The organism is Pseudooceanicola batsensis HTCC2597, assembly GCF_000152725.1.
Classification (GTDB): domain Bacteria; phylum Pseudomonadota; class Alphaproteobacteria; order Rhodobacterales; family Rhodobacteraceae; genus Pseudooceanicola; species Pseudooceanicola batsensis.
Map to the genome: position 1 here is coordinate 586,693 of NZ_CH724131.1, position 21,982 is coordinate 608,674.

The 21,982-nt window shown below is 66.9% G+C and carries 24 protein-coding genes; 13 read left to right on the forward strand and 11 right to left on the reverse strand.

Annotation, left to right across the window (positions count from 1 at the left end; translation table 11 throughout):
• Nucleotides 1-2: 2 nt before the first annotated feature.
• Entirely contained in the window at nt 3-608 is a 606-nt protein-coding gene (locus OB2597_RS06945) for a histidine phosphotransferase family protein (protein ID WP_009804829.1), read from the reverse strand.
• 35 nt (nt 609-643) lie between these two features.
• On the opposite strand from OB2597_RS06945, the gene OB2597_RS06950 reads away from it, so the two are divergent.
• The 3 genes from OB2597_RS06950 to OB2597_RS06960 all read left to right on the forward strand — a co-directional run bounded on the left by OB2597_RS06950 (nt 644) and on the right by OB2597_RS06960 (nt 2,567).
• Nucleotides 644-823, forward strand: coding sequence for a DUF3553 domain-containing protein (locus OB2597_RS06950; RefSeq protein WP_009804830.1), 180 nt, complete (start codon nt 644-646; stop codon nt 821-823).
• A gap of 119 nt (nt 824-942) precedes the next feature.
• On the forward strand, nt 943-1,737 hold the full coding sequence (locus OB2597_RS06955) for a GNAT family N-acetyltransferase (RefSeq protein ID WP_009804831.1): 795 nt from the start codon (nt 943-945) through the stop codon (nt 1,735-1,737).
• Nucleotides 1,734-2,567 (forward strand): lysophospholipid acyltransferase family protein, encoded by an 834-nt coding sequence (locus OB2597_RS06960; RefSeq protein ID WP_009804832.1) that lies wholly within the window; start codon nt 1,734-1,736, stop codon nt 2,565-2,567. Before OB2597_RS06955 ends, OB2597_RS06960 begins: the two co-directional genes overlap by 4 nt.
• Here the strand turns inward: OB2597_RS06960 and OB2597_RS06965 are convergent.
• Entirely contained in the window at nt 2,559-3,173 is a 615-nt protein-coding gene (locus OB2597_RS06965; RefSeq protein WP_009804833.1) for a thiamine phosphate synthase, read from the reverse strand. The genes OB2597_RS06960 and OB2597_RS06965 overlap by 9 nt on opposite strands.
• 109 nt (nt 3,174-3,282) lie before the next feature.
• On the opposite strand from OB2597_RS06965, the gene OB2597_RS06970 reads away from it, so the two are divergent.
• Genes OB2597_RS06970 through OB2597_RS06980 form a run of 3 tightly spaced genes read left to right on the forward strand, consistent with a single transcriptional unit; the run spans nt 3,283 to nt 6,693 of the window.
• Complete coding sequence (locus OB2597_RS06970) at nt 3,283-4,017, forward strand: RNA methyltransferase (RefSeq protein ID WP_009804834.1); 735 nt, start codon at nt 3,283-3,285, stop codon at nt 4,015-4,017.
• A 55-nt stretch (nt 4,018-4,072) separates the two neighbouring features.
• Entirely contained in the window at nt 4,073-5,212 is a 1,140-nt protein-coding gene (gene ctaA / locus OB2597_RS06975; RefSeq protein ID WP_009804835.1) for a heme A synthase, read from the forward strand.
• Entirely contained in the window at nt 5,209-6,693 is a 1,485-nt protein-coding gene (locus OB2597_RS06980) for a carboxypeptidase M32 (RefSeq protein WP_009804836.1), read from the forward strand. The genes ctaA and OB2597_RS06980 overlap by 4 nt, the downstream gene beginning before the upstream one ends.
• On the opposite strand, the gene OB2597_RS06985 is transcribed toward OB2597_RS06980, so the two are convergent.
• From OB2597_RS06985 to gyrA, 3 genes are all read right to left on the reverse strand, one after another.
• Nucleotides 6,694-7,410, reverse strand: a complete 717-nt coding sequence (locus OB2597_RS06985; protein WP_084658648.1) for a porin — start codon at nt 7,408-7,410, stop codon at nt 6,694-6,696.
• Nucleotides 7,411-7,899: 489 nt separating this feature from the next.
• Nucleotides 7,900-8,763: a LysR family transcriptional regulator gene (locus tag OB2597_RS06990; protein ID WP_009804838.1), complete on the reverse strand. Its 864-nt coding sequence runs from the start codon at nt 8,761-8,763 to the stop codon at nt 7,900-7,902.
• Nucleotides 8,763-11,501: a DNA gyrase subunit A gene (gene gyrA / locus OB2597_RS06995; protein WP_084658651.1), complete on the reverse strand. Its 2,739-nt coding sequence runs from the start codon at nt 11,499-11,501 to the stop codon at nt 8,763-8,765. The genes OB2597_RS06990 and gyrA overlap by 1 nt, the downstream gene beginning before the upstream one ends.
• Nucleotides 11,502-11,694: 193 nt before the next feature.
• Between gyrA and OB2597_RS07000 the strand changes: the two genes are divergently transcribed.
• The gene (locus tag OB2597_RS07000; RefSeq protein ID WP_009804840.1) at nt 11,695-11,964 is read left to right on the forward strand and encodes an usg protein; all 270 of its coding nucleotides are present in this window, start codon (nt 11,695-11,697) and stop codon (nt 11,962-11,964) included.
• On the opposite strand, the gene OB2597_RS07005 is transcribed toward OB2597_RS07000, so the two are convergent.
• Nucleotides 11,961-12,905, reverse strand: coding sequence for a radical SAM protein (locus OB2597_RS07005; RefSeq protein ID WP_009804841.1), 945 nt, complete (start codon nt 12,903-12,905; stop codon nt 11,961-11,963). The genes OB2597_RS07000 and OB2597_RS07005 overlap by 4 nt on opposite strands.
• Before the next feature lie 156 nt (nt 12,906-13,061).
• Here OB2597_RS07005 and zwf point away from each other — a divergent pair, with 156 nt between their 5' ends.
• From zwf to pgi, 3 genes are read left to right on the forward strand one after another with little or no spacing between them, the layout of a single operon-like run.
• Nucleotides 13,062-14,519 carry a glucose-6-phosphate dehydrogenase gene (zwf, locus tag OB2597_RS07010; RefSeq protein WP_009804842.1) on the forward strand — a complete coding sequence of 486 codons (1,458 nt, stop codon included), beginning with the start codon at nt 13,062-13,064 and terminating at the stop codon, nt 14,517-14,519.
• Complete coding sequence (pgl, locus tag OB2597_RS07015; protein ID WP_009804843.1) at nt 14,516-15,187, forward strand: 6-phosphogluconolactonase; 672 nt, start codon at nt 14,516-14,518, stop codon at nt 15,185-15,187. The genes zwf and pgl overlap by 4 nt, the downstream gene beginning before the upstream one ends.
• A gap of 21 nt (nt 15,188-15,208) precedes the next feature.
• Nucleotides 15,209-16,810 carry a glucose-6-phosphate isomerase gene (gene pgi, locus OB2597_RS07020; RefSeq protein WP_009804844.1) on the forward strand — a complete coding sequence of 534 codons (1,602 nt, stop codon included), beginning with the start codon at nt 15,209-15,211 and terminating at the stop codon, nt 16,808-16,810.
• A 250-nt stretch (nt 16,811-17,060) separates the two neighbouring features.
• Here the strand turns inward: pgi and OB2597_RS07025 are convergent, their stop codons facing one another.
• Nucleotides 17,061-17,486 carry a cupin domain-containing protein gene (locus tag OB2597_RS07025; RefSeq protein ID WP_009804845.1) on the reverse strand — a complete coding sequence of 142 codons (426 nt, stop codon included), beginning with the start codon at nt 17,484-17,486 and terminating at the stop codon, nt 17,061-17,063.
• Nucleotides 17,483-18,148, reverse strand: a complete 666-nt coding sequence (locus OB2597_RS07030) for a GNAT family N-acetyltransferase (RefSeq protein WP_009804846.1) — start codon at nt 18,146-18,148, stop codon at nt 17,483-17,485. Before OB2597_RS07030 ends, OB2597_RS07025 begins: the two co-directional genes overlap by 4 nt.
• On the opposite strand from OB2597_RS07030, the gene OB2597_RS07035 reads away from it, so the two are divergent.
• Both OB2597_RS07035 and OB2597_RS07040 read left to right on the forward strand, forming a co-directional pair.
• Complete coding sequence (locus OB2597_RS07035; protein WP_009804847.1) at nt 18,129-18,623, forward strand: PRC-barrel domain-containing protein; 495 nt, start codon at nt 18,129-18,131, stop codon at nt 18,621-18,623. The two genes, OB2597_RS07030 and OB2597_RS07035, sit on opposite strands and share 20 nt — an antisense overlap.
• A gap of 100 nt (nt 18,624-18,723) precedes the next feature.
• The gene (locus tag OB2597_RS07040) at nt 18,724-19,230 is read left to right on the forward strand and encodes a PRC-barrel domain-containing protein (protein WP_009804848.1); all 507 of its coding nucleotides are present in this window, start codon (nt 18,724-18,726) and stop codon (nt 19,228-19,230) included.
• A 60-nt stretch (nt 19,231-19,290) separates the two neighbouring features.
• On the opposite strand, the gene OB2597_RS07045 is transcribed toward OB2597_RS07040, so the two are convergent.
• Nucleotides 19,291-19,647 carry a DUF2568 domain-containing protein gene (locus OB2597_RS07045; RefSeq protein ID WP_009804849.1) on the reverse strand — a complete coding sequence of 119 codons (357 nt, stop codon included), beginning with the start codon at nt 19,645-19,647 and terminating at the stop codon, nt 19,291-19,293.
• Complete coding sequence (gene eno / locus OB2597_RS07050) at nt 19,644-20,918, reverse strand: phosphopyruvate hydratase (protein ID WP_009804850.1); 1,275 nt, start codon at nt 20,916-20,918, stop codon at nt 19,644-19,646. The genes OB2597_RS07045 and eno overlap by 4 nt, the downstream gene beginning before the upstream one ends.
• A gap of 269 nt (nt 20,919-21,187) precedes the next feature.
• Here eno and OB2597_RS07055 point away from each other — a divergent pair, with 269 nt between their 5' ends.
• Entirely contained in the window at nt 21,188-21,493 is a 306-nt protein-coding gene (locus OB2597_RS07055; RefSeq protein WP_009804852.1) for an ATP-dependent Clp protease adaptor ClpS, read from the forward strand.
• Between the two features lie 24 nt (nt 21,494-21,517).
• On the opposite strand, the gene OB2597_RS07060 is transcribed toward OB2597_RS07055, so the two are convergent.
• A complete protein-coding gene (locus tag OB2597_RS07060) occupies nt 21,518-21,952 on the reverse strand; it encodes a Fur family transcriptional regulator (RefSeq protein WP_009804853.1) in 435 nt (144 codons plus the stop codon).
• Between the last annotated feature and the right edge of the window lie 30 nt (nt 21,953-21,982).

Genomic DNA, 21,982 nt, shown 5'->3' on the forward strand with positions numbered 1-21,982 from the left:
GTTCAGGCGGGCAGGCGGATGGTGATGCCTTCGCCCGCCGTCACGACCAGGGCGGCGACGCCCCGGTCGGCCAGCTGGCCGCTGAGAAAGGCGAACTGGACCTGCGCGGGAACCACATCCGCGACGCCGACCGCATTGGAGGCGAGCATCCGCCACAGCGCCGGATCGGGCCGGTCGGGATCCGCCGGCCCGGAGACCGTCCAGCCCTGGCCGCCGGTCGCCACCGAGATCGTTCCGCCGCGGGGCATCGCGCTTTCCAGGCACATCATGGCGAGGAAGACCTCCTGCGTCTCGCGGCGCGTGCAGGTCTCGACCGGAATCCAGTCATGGCGGATCCGGCCGGCCCGGCCGATGTCCGACAGGGTGCCGCAGATCTCCTGCGGCGACATCGGCTGACCGGCCCCCGCCAGCCCGAAGGCGATTCGCAGAAACCGGATGCGGGCCGAGGCGTTGTTCACGCTGTCCTCGATCAGCGCCAGTTCCGGACCGGCCTGCCGCTCCATCGCGAGCAGTTCCACGCCGTTCTGGATCGCCCCCACGGGCGAGATCAGGTCATGGCAGATCCGCGACCCTATCAGAGCGGCGAGCCTTTGATTATCCTGCGTCATGAACCTTTCCTCGCGCCAACCCTGAAGGAGCCGGAATGTCAGACCTCAACGCCCTGCTGGAGCCGGGCATGCGCGTCACTCATCCCGACCGGCCGGACTGGGGCGTGGGCCAGGTGCAATCCAACATCGACGGACGGATCACCGTCAACTTCCCCGAGGCGGGAAAGGTGGTGATCGACGGATCGCGTGTGGCTTTGGTCCCATACTACGCCTGACAGTTCAGCCAGATCATCCTGCTCCGACAATCCTTTCATATTGGTTAACAGAAGGTGAAAAGTGGGGCGGCCGCCGGGGATTGCGCTTTCCCGGCACGCTGCCTAAACCTCAGCCCCACATGACCGGACACACTCAGCCCAGGCCCGCAGCCGAACCCGACTTTGCCGTCCGCCTCGCGCGGGACGAGACCGAGGTCGCGGCCGCGCAGCACCTGCGCTATCGCGTCTTCGTCGAGGAACTGGGCAGCGACGGCGCCATGGTCGATCACGATGCGCAACTCGAACGTGACCGTTTCGATCCGTATTTCGACCACCTGCTCCTGCTCGACCTCTCCCGCGGGGATGCGGTACGCGAGCAGGTCGTGGGGGTCTACCGGCTGCTGACCGAGGAGGGCGCGGCGCAGGCCGGCCAGTTCTATTCCGAGGACGAATACGATCTCTCGGTGCTGCGCCGATCGGGGCGCCGCCTGCTCGAACTCGGCCGCTCCTGCCTGCACCGCGACTATCGCGGCGGAACCGGCATGTTCCACATGTGGTCGGCGCTGTCGGACTACGTGACCGAGCGCGAGGTCGAGGTGCTGTTCGGCACCGCCTCCTTTCACGGCACCGACGTCGGGGCGCTGGCCCAGCCCCTGTCCCTTCTGCACCACCGCCACCTCGCGCCGGCCGACCTGCGGGTCCGCACCCGGCCCGAGGACTTCCAGAGCATGGACCTCGTGCCCGAGCATGATCTGGACCGCGCCGCCGCGATGCGGGCGGTTCCGGCGCTGATCAAGGGCTATCTGCGGCTCGGCGGCTTCGTGGGCGAGGGCGCCTATGTCGACCACGCCTTCAACACCACCGACGTCTGCCTGATCCTCGACACCACGCGGCTGAGCGAGACACAGGCGCGGCTGTACGGACGCGGCCGATGACCTGGAACCCGGACGCGGTCGGTATCGACCAGGCGCCTCATGGCTGGGCGACGCTGGTGCGGTTCTGGCTGCGCGCGATCCCGTTCGGCATCGTCTGCTTCGGCAGCCTGGGCATCCTGCTGATCCTGCGGCAGCCGGAGCGGTGGATCTACGGGATGCGCCGTCCGGTGACGCCCTACCTCACGCAGTTCGTCTGCCGCATGTTCTTTGCCATTTCCGGCCTGCGCCTGCGAGTGACCGGGCGGCCGATGACCGATCACGGCGCCATCGTGTCGAACCATGCCTCCTGGACCGACATATTCGCCCTGCATGCGGCCAAGCGCGTCTTCTTCGTCTCCAAGGCCGAGGTGCGCGGCTGGTTCGGCATCGGCTGGCTGGCGCGGGCCACCGGCACGATCTTCATCAACCGGGTGCGGGGCGAGGCGAAACGGCAGCAGCAATACCTGAGCGAACGGCTGGCCCTGGGCCACAAGCTGCTGTTCTTTCCCGAGGGAACCTCGACCGACGCGATGCGCGTCCTGCCGTTCAAGACCACGCTGTTCGCGGCGTTCTTCGAGGCGGACTTACACCGTAACCTGAAGATCCAGCCGGTCACCGTGATCTACCGCGCCCCGCCCGACAAGGCGCCGACCTTCTACGGCTGGTGGGGCGACATGAGCTTTGGCTGGCACCTCGTGCAGGTCCTGGGCGCCAGTCCCCAGGGGGCGGTCGAGGTGATCTACCATCCGCCCGTCAAGGTCGCGGACTATCCCGACCGCAAGGCCCTGGCCCGCGCCTGCGAGAGGATCGTACGGGACGGCATGCCGGCCGAGCGGCAAATCTCAGGGTGAGAGCAGCGCAGCCAGCCCTGCGGCCGGATCGTCCTCGGCCCAGATCTCGGTTCCGATTCCGAAAAAGTCGGTGACGGGCCGCAGCTGCGCGATCAGTTCCGGCGTCATCCCGCCTTCGGCCACCACCGGAAGTTCGATCATCTGCGACCACCAGTCGAAGATTTCGATCTCCGCCGTCTCGCCCGCCGCCAGAGACGAGGCGCCGACAGGACCGAAGCTGACGTAATCCGCACCGGATTCGCCGGCGGTCATCCCGTCGTGCCGCGAGGTTCCGCAATAGCTTCCGACGATGGCGTCCGGCCCCAGCTGCTTGCGCGCCTTCCGGACCGAGCGGGCGCCGTCGGTCAGATGGACCCCGTCCAGCCCGTGCCGTTCCGCCAGCAGGATGTGATTGTCGATGACGATGGCCACGTCCCGTTGATGGCAGACGTCCCGCAGCGTATCCGCGGCGCGGGCGATCTCGCCCTCGTCGTGCGAGGCGAGCGCCAGGCGCACGCAGGCCACCTCGGCCCCGTCCAGGACGCGGCCCAGGGTCTCGGCAAAACCGCTCAGGTCGAAATCGGGGGGCGAAATGAGATAGAGCTGCGGCTGCTCGGTATCGGCCATGGGGAATCTCCGTCAAGTTGCGGCGGTATACCTGTGAAAGCGAGGCCGCGCAAAGGCTTGTTCCCGGGGCGCGGCAGCGCTAACAGGCGGCAGTTCCACCGGAGGTCCCATGTCCCAGCCCGTCTTCGTCCTCGTCCGTCCCCAGATGGGAGAGAACATCGGTGCCGCCGCCCGTGCCATGTGGAATTTCGGGCTCGACCGGATGCGAATCACCAGCCCGCGCGACGGCTGGCCGAACCAGAAGGCCGTCGCCATGGCCAGCGGCGCCGGGCGCCTGCTGGACGAGGCGGGGATCTTCGACAGCACCGCGGGGGCGCTGCAGGATCGAACCCATGTCTTCGCCACCACCGCCCGCCCGCGTGGCCTGACCAAGCCGGTGGTCACGCCCGAACGCGCGATGGAGATGGCGGCCGGGATGATCGGGCGCGGAGAGAAGGTCGCCGTGCTCTTCGGCCCCGAGCGCGCCGGGCTGGAGAACGATGACGTCGTCCGGGCGAACACCATCATCAATGTGCCCGTCAATCCGGATTTCCCGTCGCTCAACCTCGCGCAGTGCGTGCTGCTTTGCGCCTATGAATGGCGGCGGCACACGGTCGAGACGGCGCCCGAACGCACCGACATGGCGGGCACGCAATGGGCGACCGGGATCGAGGTCGAGAAGCTTTCCGGACATTACGAGGAGCGGCTGGACGAGGCCGGGTTCTTCTTTCCCGCGCACAAGGCCGACACCATGAAGCTGAACCTGCGCAACCTCTGGTCGCGCATGCCGCTGACACAGGCGGATGTGCAGACGCTGCACGGCGTCCTGCGTCAGATGGTCCGCTGGAAGAACCGCCGCGACTGACTGGACGGGGCAGGGTGGGGGGACTAACGTCCCCGCGACAGGAAACGAGGCAGCCATGGCCGAGAAACGCAAGCTCTTCGAAGAGGTTCAGTCCGACACCCGGCCCGAGATCGCGACCGGCGGCATCGACAGCGCCCGGCGCGGCGGCCGCCGGGCGATCCGCTACTGGCTGATGCTGCTCTTCGCGCTTGTCGTGGTCATGATCGCCGTCGGCGGGCTGACGCGGCTGACCGACAGCGGGCTCTCGATCACCGAATGGCGACCTCTTACCGGGGCGCTGCCCCCGATGAACGCGGCCGAGTGGCAGGCGGAATTCGACAAGTATCGGCAGATCCCCGAATTCCAGCTTCAGAACGCCTGGATGGAGCTGGACGATTTTAAGGTGATCTACTGGTGGGAATGGGGCCACCGCCAACTGGGACGGGTGATCGGCCTGGTCTGGGCCGCCGGGTTCGTGACCTTCCTGGCCGTCGGCGCCATCCCCACCGGCTGGACCGGGCGCCTGGTCTGGATCGGCCTGCTCGGTGGTATCCAGGGGGCGATCGGCTGGTGGATGGTGTCGTCCGGCCTCGAAGGGACTATGCTCGACGTCGCCTCCTACCGGCTGGCGACGCATCTCGGCCTGGCCTTCGTCATCCTCGGCTTCATCGCCTGGTACGTCCTGCTCCTCGGACGGCCCGAGCGCGACCTGATGCAGTCCCGGCGGATCCGCGACGCCAAGCTCTTCTCGCTCGGGACCGGATGGATGCATTTCGCCTTCCTGCAGATCTTGCTCGGCGCGTTGGTGGCGGGCATCGACGCGGGCCGGAGCTATACCGACTGGCCCACGATGGGCGGGCAATGGCTGCCGCCCGACCCGCTCATGCTCGAACCCGCCTGGCGGAACGTCCTCGAGAATCCGGGCCTCGTGCAGTTCATGCACCGGATCACCGGCTACCTGTTGCTGCTCTTCTCGATCATGGTGCTGATCCGGTCGCGCCGGGCCGCGAACCGCGTGACATCGGGCGCCTTCCTCGTGGCCTTCGTCGCGCTTTGCGGCCAGGTGGTGCTGGGGGTCTACACCGTGATCACGGCCGCCCAGCTGCATGTCGCGCTCACGCACCAGCTTTTGGCCGTGGCGACATTCGTCCTGATCCTGCGTGCCCGGTTCCACGCGGGCTATCCCGTTCCGCAATCCGTCCGAGGTTCCCGATGACCGCCAGCGAATCCCTGTCAGCCCTTCTCGATCACCAGCGCGAGACCGAGGCGCTGGCGGCCATCGCCGGCCGTCTGGAATGGGACCAGGAGACCATGATGCCCCCCGGCGCGGCCGAACAGCGCGGCGAGGAGAGTGCCGCCATTTCGCATGTGCTGCACGCCCGGCGCACCGACAGCCGCATCGGCGACTGGCTGGCCGCCGCGGAGGGCGCCGAGATGACCGATGCGCAGGCCGCCATGCTGCGCCACATCCGCCGCGACTTCGACCGTACGCGCAAAGTTCCCGCGACACTCGCGGCCGAGATCGCCCGGGTGACGAGCGTGGCGCAGGGTCGCTGGGCCGCTGCCCGCGCCGCCGACGACTTCCCCGCCTTCGCCCCCGTCCTGGCCCGGATCGTCGCGCTGCGGCAGGAAGAGGGGCAGGCCCTTGCCGATGGCGGCGATGTCTACGACGCGCTGCTCGACGATTACGAGCCGGAGATGACCGCCACCCGTCTCGACGCGATTTTCGGCGAGATGCGCCCGCGCCTCACCACTCTAAGGGAACGCGTTCTGGACAGGCCCGAGCCTGCGGGCCTGACCGGCGCCTTCGACGAGGACCGGCAGCTCGCCTTCACCCGCACGCTGGCCCAGACCTTCGGCTACGACCTGACGCGCGGCCGCCTCGACAAGTCGGTCCACCCCTTCTCGTCCGGCTCGGGCGCGGACGTGCGGATCACCACGCGGGTCAATCCGCTGGACCCTTTCAACTGCTTCTTCTCGACCATTCACGAGGTCGGCCACGCCTGCTATGAGCAGGGCATCGACCCCGCATATGCGCTGACGCCGCTCGGGCATGGCGTCTCGATGGGTGTGCACGAAAGCCAGAGCCGGATATACGAGAACCAGCTCGGCCGGTCCCGCGCCTTCGCGGGCTGGATGTTCGACCGGATGCGCGACAGTTTCGGCGACATCGGCATCGACGACGCCGACACCTTCTACGCCGTCGTCAACCGGGTACAGCGGGACTTCATCCGCACGGAATCGGACGAGTTGCAGTACAACCTGCACATCATGCTGCGGTTCGACCTGGAACGTGCGCTGATTTCGGGCGACCTGGCCGCGGCGGACCTCGAAGGCGCGTGGAACGAGCGTTTCAGGGCCGATTTCGGCTATGACGTGCCGCGCCCCTCGCTGGGGTGCCTGCAGGACGTGCACTGGTCGGTCGGGCTTTTTGGCTATTTCCCGACCTATTCGCTGGGCAATGTCTACGCTGGCTGCCTGCACAAGGCGCTGCGGCGCGACATTCCGGACCTCGACGACCATCTCGCCCGCGGCGAAACCGCGCCGGCGACCAGCTGGCTGCGCGACAGGGTGCAGCGTCACGGCGGTCTCTACCGCCCGGCCGAGGTCATCGAGCGCGCCTGCGGCGAAGCGCCGACCGCCGGCCCGCTTCTCGATTACATCGAGGCGAAGTTCGGCGCGCTCTACGATCTGTAATCAATAGGGGCCGAAGGTGCTCATGTTGTCGCGGCGGGAAAACCGGGGTCCGTCGCCGAAGGTGATCGAGTAGCTCAGCTTCATCACCGTCTCCGAGAGGTCCGTCCGGCCCGCCATCAGGGACAACCTGGTGTTGTTTCCGAACCGGTAGTCGGTGCCGAGATAGGCGATGGACCTGTCGCCGCCGGGCAGCCCCTCGTCGACATGGCCGCCCCCGAAGAGGCCGGCCCCGTTCCAGCTGTCCGGCGCATAGGCGGCCGCGATGCCATAGCGCGATCCGTCACTGGAAGCGGCCCGGTCGTCGCGGTAGGCGGCATAGGCTTCGAGGTCGAAAGGCCCGGCGTCATAGCCCGCCTCCAGACCGAGATGGACGTAGTTACCCGGGCGCTGATCCTCGCCCGAGAGATACGCGCCGAGCGCCCAGCCCCCGCCGGGCGCGAAATAGACATGCACCGCCGCCGCCGGTTGCGTCGAGATGACGGATTCGAATTTTCCGACCGAGAGATCGAGTTGCAGCCCCACGCCATTGTCGAACGTCGTGCCGAGAGAGGTCGCGATATGCTTGTAATTGCGGCTCTTTTCCTGGTTCCGGCCCAGCTCGAAGCTCAGTTCGCCCTGCAGCGCCCGCTGCGCTTCGGCCGCGGGAGCGGCAAGGGCCAGCGCGCCGCATATCGCGGCACCGAAAGGCCGGAGGCCGTGTTTCATCAATCGGATCATCTGTCTGCCTTCTCAGCCAAGGTGTCGGTTGCGCCCGGGCCTGCGAACGAGGGCCGGCGCATTCGGTCGTGCAGCCCCTCTTGAACGCCGGCCCGTCCGAAGAAGTTCCTCGTGATAAAAAAGTGGGCCGGCACTTGGCCGGCCCAGTGTGCTGAGGGAATGACGGGGTAGATCGTCAGACCGTTTCACCCTTTCGGCCCCGTGCACCATGTGCGGACCATCGCACACAAATGCCTCGGAACCTGACGCCCCGACCGAGGGTCGATCGGGACCGTTGCGACACCCGGCGCTGGAACGGAGGGAGTTGGGTAGGGAACCCCGTAATGACCCGTTCAGTCGCCGTCATCGCAACCATACCAGCAACGATACGAGATGAGGTATTGCACGCACTGGTTGCATCGGCAACCGCCCCGGACCCGTTTTCCATGGGTTGAAACAAATCCGGCGAATTCATCCTGAAGGTGTCGCCGATGGGCGTCACGCCTGCTGTCAGATCGCGTCAACCTTGGCGAACGCGTCCGAAACCCAGTCGATCACCGCCTGCAACAGGGGATCGTGCCGCCGGGTTTCGTGGTAGCACAGGTACAAGGGCGTCTCGATATCGGGGTTCGACGGATCGTAGAGCGTCATCTCCGGACTGTGCGAGGCGTCGATCCGCAGGGTGAGACCCGGCAGGCGCGTCAGGCGAATCGCGCCCGCCACGTCGTGCATCGTCTCGAGCCGGACCGAGGGCGGCCGCCCGCCCATCAACGACAGGGCCTGCTGCATCGGCTCGTGGGTGTCGAAATCCCGCAAGAGCCCGATCCAGGCGCCGTCGCGCGGGGTCTCCGGCATGGTGTAGACATTGGCCCGGACCTTGCCGATCGGCCGCACGATCAACCGCCCCTGCTGCGGGCGCAGCGGCGAGATGATCAGATCGTTCTCGCCCAGCGTCTCGCGATAGGTCTGCGCGTGCAGGCTGAGCTGAACCCCCGGGTGCTGCGCCACGAGTTCGCCGATCCGCGGGCCGAGCACGCCGTTGGCGAGAGAGCCGGGAACCCCGATCGCGATCGTCCCCCTGAGTTCCCCGCTCTGCGAGGCGGCGGAATTCAGGAAGCTGTCGATCTCGCCTTCGAAACTCTTGACGCTTTCCAGCAGCAGGGCGATGGCGTCGCTGGCGACCCAGCCCTCCGGCGTCTTGTGAAACAGTTCATACCCCAGCGTCTCCGCCAGTCGCGCCAGGCGCCGCGACACGGTGGCCGGGTTGGTGGTCAGCAACCGGGCCGCCGCGCTCATGCTTCCGGTCTTGTGAACGGCCAGCAGGTATCGCAGGTCATCCCAGTTATCGATCCGCGTGCCCGTTCCCTGCAACATCAGGCGTCGTCCGTCTCGGCGTCGTCCTCGTCGCCCTGTTCCGCGATCCGCGCCACCGAGACGACGGTCTCGCCCTTGCCGGTGTTGAACACCCGCACGCCGCCCGCGCTGCGCGAGCGGAAGGAAATGCCGTCGACCGGCACGCGGATCGACTGCCCCTTCGAGGTGGCCAGCATCACCTGGTCGTCCATCTCGACCGGGAAGGCCGCGATGATCTCGCCGGTGCGCATGGTCTTTTCCCAGGCGGTCACGCCCATGCCGCCGCGCCCGCGCAGGGGATAGTCGTGCGAGGAGCTGATATGGCCCGCGCCGCCCGCCGTTATCGTCAGGATCAGCGTCTCGGCCGCCGACATCTCGGCATAGCGGTCTTGCGGCAGGGGCATGTCGGCGTTGCCCTCTTCCTCGTCCGTGGTCTGTTCCACGTCGCCCGCCATCGCGCGGCGCATCTTGAGATACGAGGCGCGTTCGTCCGATTCAGCCGGGAACGTCGGCAGCACGAACATCGAGGCGACCTCGTCCTTCTCGTTCAGCCGCACGCCCCGCACACCGACGGAACTGCGCGAGTTGAAGACCCGCACGTCATCCGCACGGAACCGTATGGCGCGCCCGGACTGGGTGAACAGCATCACGTCGTCCTCGGCCCCGCAAATGCGTGCGTTGATCAGGCGCATTCCCTCGTTCTCGCCCTCGAACTTCATCGCGATCTTTCCGTTGCTCTTCACATTCGTGAAATCCGACAGCGCGTTCCGGCGCACCGTGCCCGCCGAGGTGGCAAAGACGATCTGGAGGTCGCCCCAGTCCTTCTCGTCCCGGTCCACCGGCATGATCGCCGCGATCGAGACGCCGGTCGGGATCGGCAGGATATTGACGATCGCCTTGCCCTTGGACGTCCGGCCGCCAAGCGGCAACCGCCATGTCTTGAGCTTGTAGACCATCCCGTCGGTGGTAAAGAACAGAAGCTGCGTATGCGTGTTCGCCACGAAGAGCGACGTGACCACGTCGTCATCCTTGGTGGCCATGCCGGACAGGCCCTTGCCGCCGCGTTTCTGCGCGCGGTAATCCTCGAGCGGGGTGCGCTTGATGTAGCCGGACTGCGTGATCGTCACGACCATCTCGGCGCGCTCGATCAGGTCCTCGTCCTCCATGTCGCCCGACCAGTCGACGATCTCGGTCCGGCGCGGCACGGCGAAAAGCTCCTTCACCTCGCGCAGCTCGTCCGAGATGATCTGCATGATCCGTTCGCGCGAGCCGAGGATCTCGAGGTATTCCTTGATCTTGCCCGCCAGTTCCTCGAGCTCGTCCGTGACCTCTTTCACGCCGAGCTGCGTCAGGCGCTGCAACCGCAGTTCGAGGATGGCACGCGCCTGGGTTTCCGACAGGTTGTAGGTGCCGTCGTCGTTCATCCGGTGCGTCGGGTCGTCGATCAGGCGGATATAGGGCGCGATCTCCTCGGCCGGCCAGCGGCGCGCCATCAGCTTTTGGCGCGCTTCCGCCGCATCCGCCGAGGCGCGGATGGTCGCGACCACCTCGTCGACATTGGACACGGCGACCGCCAGACCGCAGAGGATGTGCGACCGCTCGCGCGCCTTGCGCAGCAGATAGGCGGTGCGTCTGGCGACCACTTCCTCGCGGAAGCTGATGAAGTTCGACAGGAAACCGTACAGCGTAAGCGTCTCGGGCCGGCCACCGTTCAGGGCCAGCATGTTGCAGCCGAAATAGGTCTGCATCGGCGTGAAGCGGAACAGCTGGTTCAGCACCACATCCGGCGTCGCGTCCCGCTTGAGTTCGACCACGACGCGCACCCCGTGCCGGTCGCTTTCGTCCTGCACGTGCGAGATCCCCTCGATCTTCTTCTCGCGCACCTGCTCGGCGATCTTCTCGATCATCGCCGACTTGTTCACCTGATAGGGAATCTCGTCGATGACGATGGCATAGCGGTCCCGGCGCAGTTCCTCCACATGAGTCTTGGCGCGGATGATGCAGCTGCCGCGGCCTTCGGTATAGGCCTTGCGGGCCCCCGACCGGCCCAGCAGCACGCCGCCCGTGGGGAAGTCGGGGCCGGGCACGTAGTCGATCAGCTCCTCGACCGAAAGGTCGGGGTTGTCGATCAGTGCCAGCGTCGCATCCACCACCTCGCCCAGGTTGTGGGGGGGGATGTTCGTCGCCATGCCGACGGCGATGCCGCCGGCGCCGTTCACCAGCATGTTCGGGAAGCGCACCGGCAGGACCGAAGGTTCGCGGTCCTTGCCGTCGTAATTGTCCTGGAAATCGACCGTGTCCTTGTCGATATCCGCCAGCATGTACTGCGCCGGCTTGTCCATGCGCACCTCGGTGTAACGCATGGCGGCGGGCTTGTCGCCGTCCATCGAGCCGAAGTTCCCCTGGCCGTCCAGAAGCGGCAGCGACATCGAGAAATCCTGCGCCATTCGGGCCAGCGCGTCGTAGATCGCGCTGTCGCCGTGCGGATGGTACTTGCCCATGACGTCGCCCACAGGGCGGGCCGACTTGCGATAGGGCTTGTCGTGCGTGTTGCCGACCTCGTGCATGGCGAAGAGAATGCGCCGGTGCACGGGTTTCAGGCCGTCGCGCAGATCGGGAATCGCCCGCGCCACGATGACCGACATCGCGTAGTCGAGATAGGAGTTCCGCATCTCGTCGGTGATCGACACCGTCGGGCCTTCGAAAGGCGTGCGGGGATTTTCCTCTGTATTCTCAGGAGGTTCTGGCGTGTCCGTCACGATCGGGGCCTGTCTGTTCGCGTCATCTATATATTGTTGGGGTGGTTTATAGCACCCACCTTCTCTGGGGTGCAATGGCCCCTGACAGCTGCCTTTGGCACTCAGCTCGGGTGGCTGCTAGCAAACTGTTTTCGTTGATTTTTATTCGAACTGGCGCATCATTTTCAGACAAGCAACAACAAGAGGTATGAAAATGCAGATGACCGAGACGGAAATGATGCTCAAGGGCTACGGCCTCACGACGGCCGAATTTCTCTACCGGATGCCCGACCACCTGAACATTCTCAACACCTTCGTCTGGCAGGATTACGACCTGGCGCCCGACCATCCGCGGCTCTTCAAGTTCATCGAATTCTGGCAGGACGAGATCGAGGGCCCCCTGCATTCGGTCCGCTTCACGCACCGTCGCGAGGTTTCGCCCGGCGAATGGCGCAACTGCCAGGGCGAATTCACCCTGCACTAGGCCGCGCAGGACGCCCCGCCGAGCACGCAGAACTTGGCGCAGTGCGGGTGATTCAGCGCCACCGACTGCCCGCGCTCGGGCGCCCCGGAACCCATGTCGAAGCGCGGGTCGTGGGGCAGAAGCGTGCAGGCCGCGTATGAGGGCGCCTCGCCCTTGCGCTTGACCAGCATCCGCGACGAGGCGCACATGACATCCGCGGGGCGCTTGTTCAGAATGCCCCAGCAGGCCGTGGTGATCTCGGGCACCTCGGCGCGCAGGTCCATCTCGGGAAAGAGGACGCATTGCGCCGGATCCTGCGCGTCGATTGCGAATCCTTCCCGGGCAAAGAGCGCCGCGTAGCCCGCACGCATCTCGGCCTCGCCCTCTTCGGAAAACCCGCGTCCGGCCACGGCCATGGCGATTCCCGCATCCCGCAGCCAGCGCATCCCGGTCAGCGTCTCCTCGAAGGCGCCCGCCCCCCGTTCGGCATCGTGCAGACCGCGGCCATGGTGGTCGATCGAGATGCGCATCGTCAGCCGGCCGGGGTAGGCCGCCTGCACCCGTTCGAGAGCGGCCCGGCAGCGTGGCCGCATCATCGGTTTCATCGCATTGGTCAGGATCAGGACCTTCAGGCCCCGCCGCAGCGTGTCCTCGACCATCGCCGGGAAGGCCGGGTTCAGAAACGGCTCGCCCCCGGTGAACCCGACCTCTTCCAGCGGATGTCCCCTGGCCTGAACATCGACGATGGCCTCGCTCACCTCCTCGGCCGAGATGTAGACGAGCGCGTCGTTGACGGGCGAGCTTTCGATGTAGCAATGCGCGCAGGCGATGTTGCAGAGCGTGCCGGTGTTGACCCAGAGCGTGCGCAGACCGCTCAGCGCGACCGAGGCGCGCCTCTGGCCATCCGCGGTCACGGCGGGGTCGGCGAACTTGCCGAAATTGGCGTCGGTCTGATCTTTCATGTCTGGTCCGTGCGTGGAATTCTCGGTCTCGTGCAGGTCTATCGGGTGGACACTGCGGGGGCAAACGCCGTGAATGGCATTGGCGCCATTGTGAATTGCCCTGCTGTCGCTATGTTAGCGCCCAAACTCGCGCGCCGGAAGAAAAGGACACCCCGCATGGTATCCCGCGTTATTCCAGTCGAACCCTTTGATCTCGTTATATTCGGCGGCACCGGCGATCTCGCGCGCCGCAAGATCCTGCCGGCGCTGTTCCGCCGCTTCTGCTCGGGCCAGATGGGAGAGGAATCGCGCATCATCGGCGCCGCCCGCTCCGACCACACCGCCGGAGAGTTCCGCCAGATGGTCAGCGAGGCCATCGAGGAGTTCAACACGACGACGCAGTGCGAGGGGGGCACGCTCGACGCCTTTCTCGAGCGCATCGACTATGTCCATGTCGATGCGAGGGGAGAGGAGGGGTGGCAGACCCTCTCGGATATGATGATCCCCGGCCGGGTCCGCGCCTTCTACTTTTCCGTGGCGCCCAGCCTCTTCGGCGATCTCGCCGAGCGTCTGCACGCCCATGGCATGGCCGACAGCGACAGCCGCATCGTGGTCGAGAAACCCTTCGGGCGCGATCTCGAGACCGCCCGGGCGCTGAACGAAACGCTGGCCCGCCACTTCGACGAAAGCCAGATCTACCGGATCGACCACTATCTCGGAAAGGAGACGGTCCAGAACCTGATGGCCGTCCGCTTCGGCAATATGCTGTTCGAGCCGCTGTGGAACTCGCAATACGTCGACCACATCCAGATCACCGTGGCCGAAACCGTGGGCGTCGGGGGCCGGGGCGAGTATTACGACCGCTCGGGCGCGATGCGCGACATGGTACAGAACCACCTGATGCAGCTTCTCTGCCTGATCGCGATGGAACCGCCCGCCAAGTTCGACCCCGACGCCGTGCGCGACGAAAAGCTCAAGGTGATCCGCGCGCTCGACCCGGTCGAGACGGGCAATATCGTGCGCGGACAGTACGGACCGGAACGCAAGGGCGGGCCGGATTACCTCGACGATGTCGAGAACCCGCGCGCCACCAGCGAAAGCTTCATCGCGATGCGCACCACCATCTCGAATTGGAGGTGGGCGGGGACGCCCTTCTACCTCCGCACAGGCAAGAAGCTGAAGGCGCGCGCCAGCGAGATCGCGGTGATCTTCAAGGAAACCCCGCATTCCATCTTCGGTCCCGAGGCCGGGCGGCACCGCAACATCCTGACGATCCGGCTTCAGCCGAACGAGGGCATGGATCTCGACGTCACGATCAAGGAACCGGGCCCGGGGGGAATGCGGCTGGTCGACGTGCCGCTGGACATGACCTTCGCTGAGGCGCTCGGCCCCGATGGCGAGGACGTGCCGGATGCCTATGAACGGCTGATCATGGACGTCATCCGCGGCAACCAGACGCTTTTCATGCGCGGCGACGAGGTCGAGGCCGCCTGGGCCTGGACCGATCCCATCATCGAGGGGTGGGAAAGCCGCGGCGACAGGCCCGTCACCTACGAACCCGGTTCGTCCGGCCCCGAGGACGCCCTGGCCCTTGTGCATCGCGACGGGCGCCGCTGGCGGGAGATCCGGGCATGAACCTGGTGGAGTATCCCGACCGCGACCTGCTGGCGCTCGACCTGGCCGAGGTGCTGGCCGACGCGCTCAACCAGTCGCTTCGCCAGAAGGACCGCGCGACCTTTGCCGTGCCCGGCGGCACCTCGCCCGGGCCGGTCTTCCAGGCGCTGTCGCAGGTCCACCTGCCGTGGGACCGCGTCGACGTGATGCTGACCGACGAACGATGGGTGCCCGAAAGTTCGGACCGGTCGAACACGGCGCTTCTGCGCCGGTCCCTGCTGACCGGTCCCGCCGCCGCCGCCACCCTGATCCCGCTCTATGACGCGGCGCCGGCCCCCGAAGATCGGCTCGAGACCCTGATCGCCGGCGTGGCCCCGCTGCTGCCGATCGACGTCATGCTGATCGGCATGGGCGCCGACATGCACACGGCCTCGCTCTTTCCCGGCGCGGATCGCCTGACCGAGGGGCTGAGCGGCGACGCGCCCCTTCTGCTGCCCATGCGCGCGCCCGGCGCGCCCGAGCCGCGCGTCACCCTGACCGCCCCGGTGCTGAGCGGCGCGCTCGACATTCACCTGCTGATCATGGGGACGGAGAAGAAAGAGGCCCTCCTCAGGGCCTCGCAACTCCCCCCTGCCGAGGCGCCGGTCGCCTGCCTGCTGGAGGGCGCGACCATTCACTACGCGGACTGACCCCGCCCGAGGAGACTGCCAATGTGGACCGACATCGCCGAACGCGGCGCCGCCGCCAGGGACCGCAGCATGACGGAATTGCTGCAATCCGGTAATCGTGCATCGGAGTTCAGTGTCACAATTGGTGACTTTCTGTTCGATTACTCCAAGACGCAGATGAGCGAAGAGGACCGCGAGGCGCTGCTGGACCTGGCCCGCAAGTCCGATGTGGCCGCGCGGCGCGATGCCATGTTCGAAGGCGGCAGGATCAACGAGACCGAGGACCGCGCCGTTCTGCACACCGCCCTGCGCAACCTCTCGGGCGCCTCCGTCTACGTCGACGGTTCGGACGTCATGCCCGGTGTGATGGAGACGCTCACCCGGATGGAGGGTTTTGCCGAAGCGGTGCGCGACGGCAGCTTTGCCGGGGCAGGGGGCGCCTTCACCGATGTGGTGAATATCGGCATCGGCGGCTCCGACCTCGGACCGGTCATGGCCCATGCGGCGCTCGCCCCGTATTGCGACGGCCCGCGCGTGCATTTCGTCTCGAACGTCGACGGGGCGCATATCCACGACACGCTGGCCGGGCTCGATCCGGCGACGACGCTGGTGATCGTCGCCTCCAAGACCTTCACCACCATCGAAACCATGACCAACGCCGAAACGGCCCGCCGCTGGATGGCCGAAAAGGTCGATGACCCCGCGGCCCAGTTCGCCGCCCTTTCGACCGCCGCCGACCACACGGCGGAATTCGGCATCGCCCCCGACCGCGTCTTCGGCTTCGCGGACTGGGTGGGCGGCCGCTATTCCGTCTGGGGCCCGATCGGCCTGTCGCTGATGATCGCCATCGGGCCCGACGACTTCCGCGATTTCCTTTCGGGCGGGCACGAGATGGACATGCATTTCTGCGGCGCGCCCTTCCGGGACAACATGCCCGTCATGCTGGCCCTCGTCGGAATCTGGCACAACCAGGGGCAGGGGCACGCGACCCGCGCCGTCCTGCCCTACGCCCAGCGTCTGCTGCGCCTGCCGGCCTATCTCCAGCAGCTCGAGATGGAGAGCAACGGCAAGCGCGTCTCGATGGACGGCGGCGACCTGCCGGTGCATTCCGGCCCCGTCGTCTGGGGCGAACCGGGCACCAACGGGCAGCACGCCTTCTACCAGCTCATCCACCAGGGCACCCGCGTGGTGCCTTGCGAATTCATCGTCGCCGCCAGGGGGCATGAACCCGATCTCGCGCATCACCACCAGCTTCTGGTGGCGAACTGCCTCGCGCAGTCCGAGGCGCTGATGCGCGGCCGCAGCCTGGACGAGGCGCGCGAGATCATGCGCGCCAAGGGGCTCGAGGGCGACGAACTGGAACGCCAGGCCCGCCACCGGGTCTTTCCGGGCAACCGCCCCTCGACCACGCTGATGGTGCCGCAGCTGACGCCCCATGTGCTGGGTCAGATCGTGGCGCTCTACGAACACCGCGTCTTTGTCGAGGGCGTGATCCTCGGGATCAACTCGTTCGACCAGTGGGGCGTGGAACTGGGCAAGGAGCTGGCCCAGTCGCTGGAACCGGTCCTGAGCGGCGAGGCCGACGCGTCCGACAAGGACGCCTCGACCCGCGCACTGGTGGACTACGTCCAACGGCACCGCTGAGCCGGAGGGGGAGATCCTCCTCGGGCTCGGCGCGAGGAATCCGAGCGGGGCCTGGAACCTCAGGAAAATCCTCGGATCAGGTCCGAGGATGACGGCCCGTGGGAAGGCGAGGGGGCGCTTTCGCACCGTACCTCGTCACTCTCGGGTCAGACCCCAGGACCCCCGAGGCGGGGCCGGGCACCCCGTGAGATCCTCGGATCAGGTCCGAGAAGGGCGAGCAGCGCCCGGCACGTGCCGCGCCGCCGGTGAATCAGCCGTGCGGGATGTCGAATCCCGGCGGCGCCAGGTCGAAGCCGTCGAACCGGAACCCGGGGGACACGGTGCAGCCGACGAGCGTCCAGTCGCCAGTGGTCTCGGCCGCCTGCCACCAGTGCTGGGGCACGATGCCCTGTGGCCGCTCTCCGGCCGCGAGGTCGGGGCCCAGGCGAAGGGTCCGCGCCGGGCCGGCCTCGCTCTCGGAGAGGTGGAGCAGAAGCGGCGCGCCGGCATAGACATGCCAGATCTCGGTGGCGTCGACGCGATGCCAGTGGCTGCGCTCTCCGGCGGCGAGCAGGAAATAGATGCAGGTGCCCGCCGGCCGTCCCTCCGGCCGGTCCTCGATCCAGGTCTGGCGGAAATGCCCGCCTTCGGGATGCGGCGCGAGCCCGAGCAGGGCGATGATCTCGGCGGCCGTCATGCCGCCGCCAGATCGCGGCCGTAGAAGCGGACGTAGCCCTCGAACACCTCGGGCAGATCGTAGAAGGGCGCACAGGGAACGAACCCAAGCCGTTCGTACAGCCCGATCGCCTCGGTCAGCGGCGCGATCGTGTCCAGCTTCATGTCGCGGTATCCGTCCGCCCGGGCCTGTCTCATCGCCGCCCCGAAGATCGCCTTGCCGACCCCGTGCCCGCGCGCCGCCTCGGTGGCGAAGACGCGCTTGATCTCGCAGGTCTGCGGGCCGATCCGGTGCACCATGCCGCAGCCGACCGGCAAGCCCTCCAGTCGGGCGAGGAATATCGACCCGTCGGGCCGGGCATGCAACTGCGGCAGCCGCTCCAGCAGGGCCTCGTACTCCGCCTCGCGGTAATAGGTGTGGAGCAGCTCCGGCCGGTCCGGCGTGCGCTCGGCCAGGAGCGCGCGGTAGCCGCGGCAGAGGTCGCGGACCGCTTCCAGGTCGTCGGGTGTGTCGATCATCTGCACGTCGAGCCGGGGCATGCAGGCAAAGTGCCACGCGCCGCCGCGATTGCAAGCGGCATCGCCGCCCGGACCGCCCAACACCGGCCGGAACATGTCATAGCGCATCGGCGTTGGCCTGCCGACACGCAGAAACGAGGACGCCATGATCAGAACATTCGCCATCCTATCGCTTTGCCTCGGCTCCACCGCCGCCCTTGCGCAGGACGAGACCGCCGCCCAGGACCCGGCCCCGGGGCAGGAGGCCGCCGCCAACGACGCGAGGCAACCCTCGGCCTTTCCCGCGGACGGCCCGCTGATCCGCGCCGAGGCGGTCGAAGAGAGCGCCGTCTACTCGCTCGATGAAAACTACAACGAAACCTTCTGGAACAGCGGCGAGCCCTTCGGTGACGTGGCGGCCAGCTGGCTCGAGATCGGCGAGGTCGAGGATCTCGTCCTCGACAATGACGCCAAGGTGGTCGGTGTCACCGTGGACGTGGGCGGTTTCATCGGCATCGGCGAACGCCGCGTGCTGATCCCGCTGGCCGACATCCGCCTAGTCCAGACGCCGCAGGTCGATGACTTCATGATCGTGACACGGATGTCCCAGGCGCAGCTGGAAGAGGCCGAAGCCGTCGGCCCCCTGATCGGCGACGACTGAGGGGCAGGAGGGGTCACCGGTAAAAAAAACGAGACAAACCGGAACGTTGCGCCGTGTTCAGGCGTTGGCCACCCAGACAACGAATGAAAGGAAAACCGAGATGAAACCGATTCTCACGGGTTTTGCCGCCCTCATGCTGACAGCCGCCCCCCTCATGGCCCAGACCCAGGTCACCGGGGACGACACGCAGGAGACCACGGCAGAGGAAATGCATACCGATACCAACGTCGGCACCTACGAAAGCGATGCCGCGGGCTCCATGGATTACGCCGGCGCGATCCGGACGCGCGACATCACCGGCGGCGAGATCTATTCCACTGCAGGAATGGGTGGCGAATGGTCGGCCGACACCCGGTTTGACAGGGTCGACACGCAATGGACGGATGTCGGCGAGATCGAGGACATCGTGCTGAACCGCGACGGCAGGCTCACCGGCGTCGTGGCCGAAGTGGGCGGATTTCTCGACATCGCGGACAAGCATGTGATCCTGAATATCGAACGCATGCGCCTCGTTCCCGTCGATGACCGCAGCTACGCGATCGTCACCGACATGACCGAGGAAGAACTGGAAAGCCTGGAAGCGGTCGACGAAGGCTTCTGGAACTGAGGTCCGCCCCGCATCCCATCAGAGAGGCCCCGGCATCGCGCCGGGGCCTTTTCCCTGCGCTCACAAGGCATCGAGCGCGAGCGCCAACGTCACATGCAGGATCGCCACCGCCGCAAAGATGACTGCAACGCCCCAGCCGTCGGCGATCAGGAAGCCCCCGGCCGCGAAGAGGAACACCGCCCCCTTGAACCCCAGCAGGGCCGTGCCGGTCAGCCGCGTGGCGGACGTCGGCGCGCCCCAGAGCGCCCACGCTCCGATCACCGCCGCCATCAGCACCAGGCCGGTCGCCCAGCCGGCCCAACCGCCCCCCTGCAGCGCGAGCCCCGCCCGCACCGCGGCGACCAGCGCCGCGATCTCGACGCCGAGCGCGAGCACCGCGTGCAGCGCGCCGGCCGGTCCGGGCGGGATCGCGCTCATTTCAGAATGGACGTTCCAGCGTACTCGGCAGCCTCGCCCAGCATCTCCTCGATCCGGATCAGCTGGTTGTACTTGGCCAGCCGGTCCGACCGCGCCAGCGAGCCGGTCTTGATCTGACCGCAGTTCGTGGCGACGGCGAGATCCGCGATGGTGCTGTCCTCGGTCTCGCCCGAACGGTGCGACATGACGTTGGTATAGCGCGCCCTGTGCGCCATATCCACGGCCCGGAGCGTCTCGGTCAGCGACCCGATCTGGTTGACCTTCACGAGCATGGAATTCGCCACGCCCTTGGCGATCCCCTCCGACAGGCGCGCGGGGTTGGTCACGAAGAGGTCGTCACCCACAAGCTGCACCTTGTCGCCCAGCGTCTCGGTCAGCATCTTCCAGCCGTCCCAGTCGTCCTCGGAACACCCGTCCTCGATCGAGATGATGGGATAGTCGGCGCAGAGCGCGGCGAGATAGTCGACATTTTCCCGAGCGGTCAGGGACTTGCCTTCGCCCTTCATCTCGTATCTGTCGCCCTCGAAATACTCGGTCGCGGCACAGTCGAGCGCGAGGTGGATATCCTCGCCCGGCCTGTACCCGGCCTTCTCGATGGCCTTGAGCACGAAGTCGAGCGCGTCGCGGGTGCCCTTGAGTTCCGGTGCGAAACCGCCCTCGTCCCCGAGCCCCGTGGACATGCCCGCAGCCGAAAGCTCCTTTTTCAGGACGTGAAAGACCTCGGAGCCCATGCGCACGGCCTCGCGGATGTTGCCCGCGCTGACCGGCATGATCATGAATTCCTGGATGTCGATGGGATTGTCGGCGTGTTCGCCGCCGTTGATGATGTTCATCATCGGCACCGGCAAGACCCGCGCCGAGGTGCCGCCGACATAGCGAAAGAGCGGTTGCATGGTGAACTCGGCCGCCGCCTTGGCCGCCGCCAGCGACACGCCCAGGATGGCGTTCGCGCCGAGCCGGCCCTTGTTGTCGGTCCCGTCCAGTTCGATCATCGCCATGTCGAGCCCGATCTGGTCCGTCGCATCCAGCCCCAGCAGGTCCTCGGCGATCTCGCCGTTCACCGCCGCCACCGCCTCGAGCACGCCCTTGCCCGAATACCGCGCCTTGTCCCCGTCGCGCTTCTCGACGGCCTCGTAGGCCCCCGTCGAGGCGCCCGAGGGCACCGCCGCCCGGCCCATGGAGCCGTCTTCGAGGGTCACGTCGACCTCGACGGTGGGGTTGCCCCGGCTGTCCAGGATTTCGCGGGCATGGATGTCGATGATCGTGCTCATGGGGTCGTGTCCCTCGTGTCGCAAACAGGTTCATCGGGCTTGTAGGCGCCCGGAGGAGGGTTGGAAAGGGCCGGGCAGGGCGTTTGCGCAAACAGATCGGGGGAGGGGCGCTGCCCCTCTTTCGCCTGCGGCGAAATTCACCCCGGAGTACTTCCGGCAAGATGAAGCAGGGGCGCGGCGCCGGGGGGCGGGGGCGCGCGGAAAGACTGGACCGGGCGGAGCGGACCGGCGATGCTCGGGCCAGGAACGGTGAGAGCGCGAGGCCCGCGATGCTGGACAGGGCGCCCGAAGGCACGGTCGAGACGGCGACGCGGAGCGAGCGTCCGAAGCTCTACAAGGTCATTCTGCTCAACGACGACTTCACCCCGCGCCGCTTCGTGGTGAAGGTGTTGCAGGGGGTGTTCCGCATGACCGAGGGCGAGGCCGAGGCGGTGATGATGACGGCCCACCGGCGCGGCGCCTGCGTGGTGGCGGTCTTCACCCGCGAGATCGCCGAGCAAAAGGCGAGGGAGGCGACGGAACTGGGCCGGCACGCGGGCTTTCCGCTGACCTTCACCACCGAGCGCGAGGACTAGGCGGGCCGCTGGGGCCCTGCTGTCCTATCCCTGCTGGCCGCCGTCTTCGGGCTTGCGCGTGCCGTAGAGTTCGAGCCGGTGGCCCAGCAGCCTGTATCCCAGCTTGGCCGCGATCCGTTCCTGCAATGCCTCGATCTCGGGGTCGACGAACTCGATCACCTTGCCGGTTTCCATGTCGATGAGGTGATCGTGGTGATCGCGCTCCGCGTCCTCGTAGCGCGCGCGCCCGTCGCCGAAATCGACCTTTTCCAGGATCCCGGCCTCTTCCAGCGTCTTCACCGTGCGATAGACCGTCGCCAGCGAGATGCCGGGGTCGCGCGCCGCGGCCCGGGCGTGCAGTTCCTCGACATCGGGGTGGTCGCGGGACATGTCGAGAACCGAGGCGATGATGCGCCGCTGGCTCGTCAGCCGCAGGCCGCTGGTCTCGCAGCGATGGACGATCGTGTTGGTCTTGGCCATGCGTCGCGGCCCCCGGTGAATTCGCTTGAA